The sequence below is a fragment of the Mycoplasmopsis glycophila genome (assembly GCF_900660605.1).
GTDB classification, from domain to species: Bacteria; Bacillota_I; Bacilli_A; order Mycoplasmatales; family Metamycoplasmataceae; genus Mycoplasmopsis; species Mycoplasmopsis glycophila.
Genome location: NZ_LR215024.1, coordinates 469,276 through 481,489 on the forward strand (window position 1 = coordinate 469,276; position 12,214 = coordinate 481,489).

The window sequence follows — 12,214 nt, forward strand, 5'->3', positions numbered from 1 at the left end:
GAAGGGAACCATATGGCAATTAATAATAAAAAGAAAAAAAGCAACTTACCTATTATTGAATTAAAAGAAGTTGTTAAAGAATTTGACGATAAAACAGTTCTTTATAGCGTTGATCTTAAAATTGAGCGTGGAGAATTTGTTACTTTACTTGGTCCATCAGGAAGTGGTAAAACTACAATCTTGAGATTATTAGGTGGATTTGAGTGAGCTACAAGGGGAGAGATTAAATTTAATGGTAGAGATATCAAAGATTTATACCCACACAAAAGAAATGTATCTACAATCTTCCAAGATTATGCTTTATTTCCGCATTTAAATGTTGAGGGTAACATCGCTTACGGACTTAAACTTAAGAAAATTCAAAAAGAAGAAATTAGCGAAAAGCATATTAATCTTTTAGAAACTAAAAAAGCACAATGAATAGCTAAAGCTGAAGCTAAAATGAAAGAACTTGACAAAATTCAAGAACAATACACAAATGAATTAGAAAACTTAATTCCAGGTACACGTCAATACCGTAAACGTCAAGATTGATTAGATGATTCAGATTTCCAATATTCATATTGAGAAAACTACGTGAGTCAAAAAGTAGAATCATTTGAAAATCGTTACTTTAAACGTAAAATGACTAAAAAAGAAATTGATGATAAAATCCAAAAAATTATTGAAATAGTTGGACTTAAAGGTAATGAAAAGAAATCTATTTCACAATTAAGTGGTGGTATGAAACAACGTGTAGCTCTTGCACGTAGTTTGGTTATTGAACCTGAAATACTTTTATTAGATGAACCGCTCAGTGCACTTGATGCTAAAATTCGTGAAAAAATGCAAGTTTTATTAAGAAACATTCAACAAGAATTAGGACTTACTTTTATTTTCGTTACTCACGATCAAGATGAAGCGTTAGAATTATCAGATCGTATTGCTATTATGAGGGGTGGAGTTATCGAACAATATGACACTCCAAAAAATATTTATGACTATCCAGTCAATATTTGAGTAGCAAAATTTATTGGTAATTCAAATATTTTTGATGCTAAAATTTTACAAAACGGAAATGTTAGAATGCTTGGTAAGGAATTTAAAACAATTCACGATTTTAGTGAATTCAGTGATTCAAATCAAGTAGATGCTTTAATTAGACCTGAAGATATTGATATTGTTTTAGAACCAAAAAATGTTAAAGGAAAAATTAAAGGAAAAATTAAAGATATTCAATATCGTGGAAGTTACTACTACCTTGCTGTAGAAACAGAAAACGACGATATTATTTACGTAGAAACTGCTAAAAACTTTGACTTAAATGATAAAGTTTATTTATCATGAACAATTGATTCAATTCATTTAATGAAAAAAGATCCAAAGTGAGATTATTCAAACGATGCTTTCCAAAATTAAAAAAGAATTAAATCTCAATGAAAAAATGATTTTAGCAGTACCTTATTTATTGGTTGCAATCTTTTTGATTGTTTTACCAATTACATTCATTATTATTAATGCTTTTAAATTTAGTGATTCTGAATTTAGTAGCTGACAACTTGTGACAAGTTTAAGTACATGAAAGATTATTTGAAGAAGTTTATATGTAGGACTTATTTCGGCATTTTTATGTTTAATTATTGCTTTTCCATACTCTTATTTTATTTCAACTTCAAAAAGTAAAATTTTTCAAATTTATGCACTCAGTTTAATTATTTCGCCGATGGCTATTTTCACAATTGCAAGAATTTATTCTATTAAAGGTTTATTTTTAGCAATTTTTGCAACAAATCCAAATGCATTAAACTCTGAACTTTTCATAATTTTTGGGCTTACATATTTAAATCTACCACTTATGGTTATGCCTCTTTATACTGTCTTTAAAGATATGCCTAAAAACATTGTAGAAGCTTCAAATGACCTAGGTTATAATGACTTTCAAACTATTTTTAAAGTTATTATTCCTTATGGAACAAAAGCTATTTTAAGTGGACTTGCAATGATCTTTTTAGCAAGTGCAACAACATTTATTATTTCAAGTAAACTTTTACCAGACGGTTCACAATTCCAATTGATTGGAGATTTAATTAACTCAAAAATTAACCCTGGAAATAAATTTGACCTAGAAGCGGGAAGTGCTCTTGTTATTGTTGTATCAGCAATCTTTATTGGAATTTATTCATTATTTTTAATTATTCCAAAATTAATTTTTAAATTTAAGAAAGGAGCTTATTATGAGTAGACTTTCTACAATTTTAAAAAGAAGTTATATTTATTTAATTTTATTGGTAGTTTATATTCCTTTAGTTTTTGGTGTTGTCTTTAGCTTTAACCAAAAATCACCCAAAGGAGAGTTTAACCCTTACTTTACAGAAACAACTCTAGATAATTATCGTGAATTACTTGATAATGGACGTGATTTAGCTCTTGCTAATACAATTTTATTAGCTATTATTGTAAGTTTTTTAGTTGTAACTTTTAGTTTAATTACTGTTTATTCTTTATATAAACAAAAAAGTAAAGTTTTAAAACCTGTGGTTCAAGGAACATCAAACATTCCGCTTATCAACCCAGATAACATCACAGCTATTGGACTTGTTTTAGTTTTTGGTGTTGCTTTTGGAACTATCGCAACTGAAAATGAAGGGTTTTTAAGATTAATCATTGGTCACACTATCATGGCACTTCCATATGGAATTATGTTAATGTTACCAAGAAGCGAGAAGTTTAATAATAACTTATTTGAAGCTTCACAGGATCTTGGTTATTCAAGAATCAGATCTTGATTCAAAACTTATTTAGTTTATATGCTCCCAAGTATTATTATGGTTATAGTTGTTTCATCGGTTTTAAGTTTTGATGATTTTATTATTGCTAGAACAGTTTCAAATGCTTCAACATTAGGTACTAAACTTTATGAAGGAGCATTTGAACCATGAGGACTTGTTTTAGGTTCAATCGTTCTTTTTGCTACAATCATCGGAAATATTATTTATACATTTGTTAAATTAGATAAAGGAAAAAATAAATAATGAAAAAATTTTCGAAAACAGCATTAGGAATAACAGCCGGACTAGTAGCTATAACTGGAGCAACTATAGGTATTGCAAGTTATAAAACAAGCAAACCTTTCAAACCAAGTTTTTACAACTATAAATCATATATGTCAAATGACAATCAAGAATACTTGAGAAATGAATTTGACTACAAACAATTTGATGAAATCAATCAATTTACTAACGCTTTAATTAATCATAAAGCAGCAGCAGGAATTGGAACTGACTTTTTAGCAGCTTCTTTAATCCAAAAACACCTTCTTAAAAAGATTAATTATGAAATACTTTTTGAAGATGAAGACCTCAGTTCATCTAAATATTCAGCTTCACAAAAACGTCAAATTATCAAAAACGCTTTACAAACAATTTTAAGAAAAGAAATTTGAGATCACTTAACTAGTTACGATAAGTTTTTAGTAGACAAAAATGGAGATCGTTTAACAAGTGTACTAGAAGATGGAAAAGTTGTAATTGATGAATTTTGAGAATATTTTTTACCATATTATTCACAAGATATGGTAGTAGCTTATAGCCTTCTTAAGAAAAACCCTGAATATGCTAAAAGTGTGCTTAATACAATCTCAAAAGAAAGTAGAGATGATTGATCGTTAAGCGATTTTCCAGAAATCGAAACAAGTGTAGAAGAACTTGCAAATATTGATTTTAATAATGCAGACAATCAATTAATTGATGGAACCGAATCTCCCAACGATCTAGTTAATATCTTGCATAAATTACATAATACAGGCTATACTTCATGAACTATCACTGATGCTCTCAGGGATAATATGCTTTATGGATCGAGCTACTGAAAAAAAGCTGATGGAAGAAGAACTGCCGGTGATTTTACAGGAGATGTTGAGTTTAAAACTTATAAAGAATTAATTGATGCTTTTACTGATTTAGTTCATGATGGTACAGGATATAAAGTTACAAATAGTGATCACATTTCATTTAAAGGAGATGGTCTTGAATTGCTTAATAATTTAATTAATTTGAGTAGATTAGATGTTCAAGCTGCCATTATGTATAACGGTGATGGTTTAGATGCTTATTATGGAGCTGATAATTTACCAGGTTGATCAATCGATGGATCAATTAAATCTATTAAACCAAAGCATAACTTGCTTCTTGTCGATGGAGTTGTATTTTCTGCTAATAACACTGATGAGAGTAATAATAGATATTTAGAAAATCTTGGAAATAGCCTTTATGCTAATTTGAAAAATGAGTTTAAAAATATTAAAGAAAACTACAATGAAATTTTATTTAATGACTTTGAACAAAATATAACTAATAAATTTACAGAATTTCAAATTGCACATTTATGAAAAGAAATTAAAACAAACAACATTATTCAAAAGCTTGAATTAGAAGAAGATTTAGAAGCAGCGCTTCCTGAAATCATGGATCATTTACATTCAATTATCGATCTTTCTAGCGCAAAAAATGAAAAACACTTTAATGAATTCTATGATTTTAGAAAGCTTCATTCAAACTTCCTTAACTCAAGTTCTGATGTTGAAGATGTGGATTTGGAAAAAAGAGTAAATTACGCTCCTACTTTAATTAGCTTATTCTTAAAAGAAGAAAAACAAGATTTTGTTAATAAACTTATTGCAGCGATAAATAACGCTGAAGGTGACTCGATTGAAACTATTGAAGCTTTAGAATTTGAATCAATGGAAGAACGTTTAATCCACAAAATGTTATTAAGCTTCCTTGAAGAAAATAACAGTTTTGTAACTGATATCAAAGAATTAGAAACAGAAGAAGAAAAAAATGAAACTTTTGTGACAACTTTAGCTCGAATAGTAGCGTTTATTGATCTAGAAGATGATCAAACTTTAGCTGATCATTTAAATATCAATAATTTCTCATACATTAACTATACTCCTTCAATGAACATTGACTATGAAATTGTACTGAGAAATTATTTTGCTGATCCAGTTGATGGTCTTGACAGCGAAGCAATTAACCTTTATGAAATTGTTAATAGTCAGCACACTATTCATAAATCATTATCACCAATCAATGATCAGCTTTACAGCTTAATTACAACCTATTATCGTGAGAAAACTAAATCTTAATAGATCTTTACTTCATATCATTAAAAAAGCGAAAATACACTCGTAAAAGTTTGTTGCTAGAGTGTAATATCCAACGTGACAAAAACTACCATTTTTTGACACAGCCTTAAATTTTTTATTTTTCAACAAACTTTTTTAAAAGTTGTATAATTTCAATGTAATGTTTTCAGAACATGGACCTCGTTTCCATAGAAAAACACCTTCCGCCAGAAGGTGTTTTTTTCTTTTTCGAAAGGAGGTAATATATATTAGCTTATTTTGTTCTCAAAATAGCTAGTATAACTAGCAATATTAAGAAAATCAAAAATAACTTAATATTCATATTCCTTTCTTTCAAAAAAATGTTTTGAGAACATTTTCCTCCTTTCCAGTTAGAAAACCTCAAAGATTCCCTAACATTAAGTAGATAAGAAAAAAGTGCTTTTGCACTCAAAAAGAACTAAACAAGAACAAAAAAAGTATAAAGATAAGATTTAGTTAATCTATCTTTATAAACTTGTAGATTTAAGGAACTTTTTTAATAGGCAATTTCTTTGTAATACAATTTAACGTAAATTTTTCGATGTTACTAAAAAGGAAACTTATCAAATTAAATTGCTAGAGCCTAATCTCTGACGCAACAAAAAAAATATCATTTTTTAAAATACAAAAGTGGTATTTTTGTTTTTTCTCAAGTAATTAATGAATTTTGAAAAAATTATTTATTCAAATGTCTTGAAGCTGCATTCTATAATGATGCCTCTTTATTGTTAAATTTTGTTTTTAATATGTTATTACTAAAATTTTGAGAAATAAATTTAAAAGAAACTAAAATCATTAAAATCAAGCTCTATTTATTATTCATTCATAATTTAACATTTTAGATTTTCTTTTGTGATATATCTATAAAAACCATCCAAAATGTGCAATCTTGCAACTTTTATCATCTGCGGAAAAGCGAGAAAAAAGCCAAATTAATTGGCTTATATTTCTATTTTTCTAATTTTATTAAAAAAATGACTAAGAAATTAAAGTCAGTTCTTTTGTTGTTTTGTAATATCTTTTTGTTGTGCTAGAGATTACGTTGGAGTAAAAAGCTTTTTAAGGTGTTTGCTATAAAAAAAGCGCAAGTAGTTGCGCAAAATTTAGCTTAATATAGTATATCTTTAAATAGCCCTACAAAAGAAGAACCAATAAAAGATAAGAAAGAAAGAATTAAAGCTATTACTATCAAAAAAATCAGGAGTTTAAACATTTTTTTAAAGATTGTAAAAACAATTAATATTATACATAACCCAATTAAAACATAAAGTACAAACGATAACATTTTTCTCTTGCCTCTCTTTATTTAATTATATTAAATTCGAAGGCCAGCTAAAAAGAAAGAAAATAAATATTTTTAGCAATTAAACGCTTCGATTGCTAAAAAGTATGGTACAATTATATTATAAGTTACTCAAAACAAGGAGGACTAAAATGAATATGAACTATGAAAAAGAAGAAAAAGCTTTAGTTAAATATGGTAAAAATTTAACCAAATTAGCTGAAGAAAATAAATTAGATCCAGTAATCGGAAGAGACGATGAAATTCGGAGAATGATTAGAATTTTAAGTCGTAAAACAAAAAATAATCCAGTTTTAGTGGGGGAACCAGGAGTTGGTAAAACTGCTATTATTGAAGGTTTTGCACATAAAATTATTGAAGGACAAGTTCCTGAAAATCTTAAAAAAGCTCAAGTAATTGAAATTGATTTAGCAAGTTTAATCGCTGGAGCTTCATATCAAGGAGAATTTGAAAAAAGATTAAAACAATTACTTAAAGAAGTAGAAGAAAGCAAAGATGAATTAATTTTATTTATTGATGAAATTCATATGTTAATTGGTACTGGTAAAGCTGGTTCAAATTCTGGTATGGATGCAGCGAATATTATCAAACCATTAATGGCGCGTGGTGTTTTACATTTAGTTGGAGCAACTACTTTTGACGAATACCGGATTTATATTGAAAGTGATCCTGCGCTAGAAAGAAGAATGCAAAAAATTGATGTTTCAGAACCTAGTGTTGAAAGTACTATCACAATTTTAAGAGGGATTAAAGAAAGGTTAGAACATTTTCATAAAGTAAAAATTACAGATGAATCTTTAGTTGCTGCTGCTAAATTATCAAATCGCTATATTACTGATCGTTTTTTACCTGATAAAGCAATTGATCTAGTTGATGAAGCTGCTGCAACAATTAAAACCGAAATGAACTTCCAGCCTGAAGTTTTAGAAAAACTTAAACAAGAAAAAATTACTCTTGAAATGGAAAAAATCGCTTTAAGAGATAGCAAAAATAGTAAAGAAAGAGTTGAAGAAATTACTAAATTGCTTGAGGTAAACAAAGCAAATATTACAAAATTAGAAAATCAATGAAATTTAGAAAAAGAAAAATTAAATAAACTAGCAAATTTACAAAAAAAATTAATTGATTTAAAATTTGCTTTTAATACAGCACAAAATGATGGTAATTTTGAACTTGCTTCAAAAATCAAATACAGCGATATTCCTAATCTTGAAAAACAAATAAGTGATTTAGAAATGAGTAAAAATTCTGCAAATACTCTTCTTAAAGATACCGTTAAAGAAGAAGATATTGCAAAAATAGTTTCAAAATGAACTAAAATTCCTGTGCAAAAATTAGTTGAAACAGAAAAAAATAAACTTTTAAATTTAGAAAAAGAGTTAGATAAAGAAATTATCGGTCAGAAAGAAGCTGTAAATTTAGTTTCACAATCAATTTTAAGAACAAAAATTAATATTAACGATCCAAACAAACCTTTAGCAAGCTTTTTATTTTTAGGGCCAACTGGAGTTGGTAAAACAGAACTTGCTAGAAAACTTGCTCTTAATCTTTTTGATAGCGAGAAACAAATGATTCGTTTAGATATGTCAGAATATATGGAAAAACATTCTGTTGCAAAAATTATTGGTGCTCCTCCAGGTTATGTAGGTTATGATGGTGGAGGTCATTTAACTGAAAGAATTAGAAAAAACCCATATACTATTTTACTTTTAGATGAAATCGAAAAAGCACACCATGATGTCTTGAACGTCTTCTTACAATTACTAGACAATGGTTTTATAACAGATGCTAAAGGTAAAAATATTAATTGCCGTAATTTAATTGTAATTATGACTTCAAATTTAGGTGCTTTAGAAATTTTGAAGAACAAGAAGCCTTTACCTGAAAAAGATATCAAAAACATACTTATCAAGTTTTTAAAACCTGAATTTATTAATAGAATTGATGAAATTATTTCGTTTAATCCACTTAAAAAAGAAGATGTTGAAGAAATAGCAAAAATCGAACTTGAAAAATTAGCAAAAAGAATCAAAGAAGCAAAAGAAATAGAGTTAGTATTTAGCAAAAAAGTAACAGAAAAAATCGTGAACGAAGCATATGATCCAGAATATGGTGCAAGACCTATTCGCAGATATATACAAAAAAATATTGAAAACATTATTGCTCTTAAAATCATTGAGGATAACCTGCAAAACGTTAAATTAGAGCTTAATGTTGAAAATGATAAGTTTAAATTAACTTAATAATAGCTAAAATTAGATTTAAAAGACAAGACAAAAAACACACGAAACATTTTTGAATCGTGTGTTTTTGTTTTTTAAATTTAGTAAATTGTAAAAGCAATTCATGGAACAAAATCTAGTAATTATCATAAATAAATCAAATTTTTCAACTTTTTTTGAAAGAATAGGCCAAAAAAATTATCTATTATATGCTAGGAAAAAATCTTAGCAAGGAAAAGGAGGAACATGAAAAAGAAAAAAGTGTGAAACTTGAAAGATATATTCGTTTTACTAAAATTATTGATAATTTTAATAATTTTGGTTAAATTTTAATTTTTTTGAGTTTCCTCTTTTTCAAAATAATTAAAAACACCTTGTTGCCTCAAGGTGTTTTTTCTTTCTTTTAATAGAAAGGGGAACATGAATTGCATAATTATTATAAAAGATTTTCTAACCTTTTGAGAAATAATTTTATTTTTCTTTTAATGAAATAAATACTTCGTTAAGCTGTTTTTCATCAATACCGCTTGGTGCGTTTGTGAAAATATCTTCGTTTTTCGAGTTTTTAGGAAAAGCAATTACGTCTCTAATTGTTTTTTGGTTTGCTAAAATCATTACTAAACGATCGATTCCTAAACCTATTCCACAGTGTGGAGGTACACCATATTTAAATGCTTCAAGGAAGAAACCAAATTTATTTTGTTGTGTTTGTTCGTCCATACCAATAAGTTCAAACATTTTCTTTTGTGTTGTTTCGTCAAAGATTCTTGCTGAACCACTACCTAACTCAAAACCATTTAACACTAAATCATAGCTTTTAGCTTTGATTTTATCTTTTGGTAAAGTATCTAATTGATCAAGTGGATTGTCAAATTGAGTAAATGGGTGATGTGCTGCTGCCCAAGTGTTGTTTTCTTCATCATACTCAAACATTGGTCAATCAGTAATTCATGAAAAATTGTATTCATCTTTTGCTCAGTTGAATCATGAATTTAATTCAACTCTAATTGCTCCTAATGCTTGTGATGCGTTTTCGTATTTATCGGCACAAATTAAATATGTTCCGTTTGGATTTGTTTGTTTGTCGATTAATTCTTTTACAGCTTCAGGAACTTTGTTTGCAAAGTTTGTTGTTGTAATTTCTTTATTTTCTACCACAAAAAAGAAAAGAGCTTTCACTTTGTTCTTTTTAGCAATTTCTTCAAGTGTTTTAAATTCTTTTTTCGAGATACTTTCATCAATTTTTAATAATCTAATGCTTTGTGCGTCTTTTATGATACTAAAATCGGTGTTAGCACAAAAATTTGGTATTGTGATAATTATATTGTCAAAACGAACATCAGGTTTATCTGTTCCGTATTTATCGATACAATCGTCAAATTTAAGACGTTTAAATGGAATTGTAACTTCTACATTCATTACTTTTTTCATAAGATATTGAAACATTTTTTCAATATAACTTTGAAAATATTGAACATCCATAAAGCTCACTTCCATATCTAGTTGTGTAAATTCTGGTTGTCTATCTTTTCTTGAATCTTCATCACGGAAACATCTTGCTATTTGATAGTATTTTTCAAATCCAGAAATCATAAGAAGTTGTTTAAATAACTGTGGACTTTGTGGAAGCGCATAGAAGCTATTATATGATCTTGTAGGAACCAAAAAGTCTCTAGCTCCTTCAGGAGTAGCTTTAGTTAAAATCGGTGTTTCAACTTCTAAAAAACCTTCGCTTTGTAAAAATTCACGCATTGCAAAAATAACTTTATTTCTTAAAATGATATTATTTTGCATAACAGGTCTTCTAAGGTCTAAAAAACGATTTTTTAATCTAATTTCTTCTTTGACTTCAATATCATCACGAATCGAAAAAGGCAATTCTTTTGCTAAAGATAGTATTTTGTATTCTTCAACAATTACTTCGATTTCACCTGTTGGTAGACTTAAATTAGGATCTTTTCTTTTAACAACAGTTCCAGTTACTTCTAAAACGCTTTCTTTTGAAAATGTAATGGGTTTGTTAAAGACAAGTTGTGTAATTCCAAATTTATCTCTTAAGTCAACAAAATTAAGCTCACCAAAACGTCTTTTATTTGCTACTCAACCATAAAGAGTTACCTTTTGACCTTCGTTAGCTAATGTTAATTGATTATTATTAATGTTCTTATTCATAACCAAAAGCTCCTTCTATAAATTGTTCTGCAAAATCAGGATCAATTTCTTGTATTTCATGATCCACTAAAAAATGAATCAAATCAATTAATGATTCTTGTGATTTTCTAATATGCATTTTATCACCTGTTTCTAAATGCTTAACAAGTAATAAATCAGGGCGTTGGGGATCATCTGTGATTAAAATTTCTGCGTTATATTTTTGTGCTTTCTCAAAAATCTTTTTCGGTTTTATTTGTTTATACTCCAATTTAATATTTTGGAATAAACCTCTTAAAACAAGATTACCTACTCTTGCTAAAAAATCAAGGTTTTGTTCTGTATCTGAAACAGCTAAATAAAATGTGTAGTTTTCAATTTGTTCTTTGAGATTTTCTTCTTCAATTATTCGATTTTCAATAATGCTCATTAAACGATCAACACCAAAACCAAAACCAACACTTGAAAGTTCTGGACCATCTAATTCTTTAATTAAGTTAGAATATCTTCCACCACCAATTAAAGTGCTTTGACTACCAACGTTATCATCATTTGCAACAAATTCAAAAACAATTTCATCATAGTAATCAAGCCCTCGAACAAGATCGCTATCAACTTCAAATTCAATTTCTCATTCTTCTAGTGTCTTTTTGATTTTTGAAAAATAATTTTTTGATTCTTCAGATAAATAATCTCAAATCTTTGGTGCATTTTTCATAAATTCTAATTTAGAATCTCTTTTGTCATCTAGTATTCTTAAAACGCCACCATTTTCTAATCTTTTTTGTGATTGTTCGCTCAATTCATTTTTATACTTTTGTAAATATTCAGTTAGTGCTTGTGCGTAATTTTTTCTGCTTATTGCATCTCCAATAGTATTGATTTTTAAAGTGGTTTTAATTTCAAAGTTAAATAAAAGAATTTGTGCCATAAAAATTACTTCAACATCTTTTAAGTAATTTTTTTCTCCAATATACTCAACACCTGCTTGATAAAACTGTCTCATTCTACCTTTTTGTGGTTGCTCGTATCTGAACATAGGGCCAAAATAAGCGAATTTTTCAATGTTTTCTGCATATCATTTATTTTCAATTAAGGCACGAACAAAAGGGGCTGTCCCTTCTGGCCTTAAGCAAATATCGCGATCACCTTTGTCCTTAAATTCATACATTTCTTTGTGAACAATATCACTAGTTTCTCCAACACTTCGTTTAAAAAGTGATGCTGATTCCATAATTGGTGTTTCGATCATTTTGAAATCAAATGTACTAGAAATTCTTTCGAATGCTTCTTGAATTTGTTTTTTAACTTGGAAACTAACTGGATTATAATCCTTTGTTCCTTTAATTTTATTAAACATGGTTTCTCCTTGAAAATTAGAGTAATTAAAAC

General features: G+C 28.0%; 7 protein-coding genes. 5 read left to right on the forward strand and 2 right to left on the reverse strand.

All coding sequences use genetic code 4. From position 1 onward, the window contains the following. Positions 1 to 12: 12 nt before the first annotated feature. From EXC46_RS01925 to EXC46_RS01950, 5 genes are all read left to right on the forward strand, one after another. Entirely contained in the window at positions 13 to 1,398 is a 1,386-nt protein-coding gene (locus EXC46_RS01925) for an ABC transporter ATP-binding protein (RefSeq protein ID WP_044888866.1), read from the forward strand. Then, the gene (locus tag EXC46_RS01930) at positions 1,382 to 2,221 is read left to right on the forward strand and encodes an ABC transporter permease (RefSeq protein ID WP_027333520.1); all 840 of its coding nucleotides are present in this window, start codon (positions 1,382 to 1,384) and stop codon (positions 2,219 to 2,221) included. The genes EXC46_RS01925 and EXC46_RS01930 overlap by 17 nt, the downstream gene beginning before the upstream one ends. Next, a complete protein-coding gene (locus tag EXC46_RS01935) occupies positions 2,214 to 3,011 on the forward strand; it encodes an ABC transporter permease (protein WP_027333521.1) in 798 nt (265 codons plus the stop codon). Before EXC46_RS01930 ends, EXC46_RS01935 begins: the two co-directional genes overlap by 8 nt. Continuing rightward, complete coding sequence (locus EXC46_RS01940) at positions 3,011 to 5,125, forward strand: hypothetical protein (protein ID WP_027333522.1); 2,115 nt, start codon at positions 3,011 to 3,013, stop codon at positions 5,123 to 5,125. The genes EXC46_RS01935 and EXC46_RS01940 overlap by 1 nt, the downstream gene beginning before the upstream one ends. A 1,455-nt stretch (positions 5,126 to 6,580) precedes the next feature. After that, the gene (locus tag EXC46_RS01950; protein ID WP_052353009.1) at positions 6,581 to 8,692 is read left to right on the forward strand and encodes an ATP-dependent Clp protease ATP-binding subunit; all 2,112 of its coding nucleotides are present in this window, start codon (positions 6,581 to 6,583) and stop codon (positions 8,690 to 8,692) included. Positions 8,693 to 9,142: 450 nt separating this feature from the next. Here EXC46_RS01950 and aspS read toward each other — a convergent pair whose 3' ends face one another. Both aspS and hisS read right to left on the reverse strand, forming a co-directional pair. After that, complete coding sequence (gene aspS / locus EXC46_RS01955) at positions 9,143 to 10,843, reverse strand: aspartate--tRNA ligase (protein WP_027333523.1); 1,701 nt, start codon at positions 10,841 to 10,843, stop codon at positions 9,143 to 9,145. Further along, positions 10,836 to 12,182, reverse strand: a complete 1,347-nt coding sequence (hisS, locus tag EXC46_RS01960; RefSeq protein ID WP_027333524.1) for a histidine--tRNA ligase — start codon at positions 12,180 to 12,182, stop codon at positions 10,836 to 10,838. Before hisS ends, aspS begins: the two co-directional genes overlap by 8 nt. Between the last annotated feature and the right edge of the window lie 32 nt (positions 12,183 to 12,214).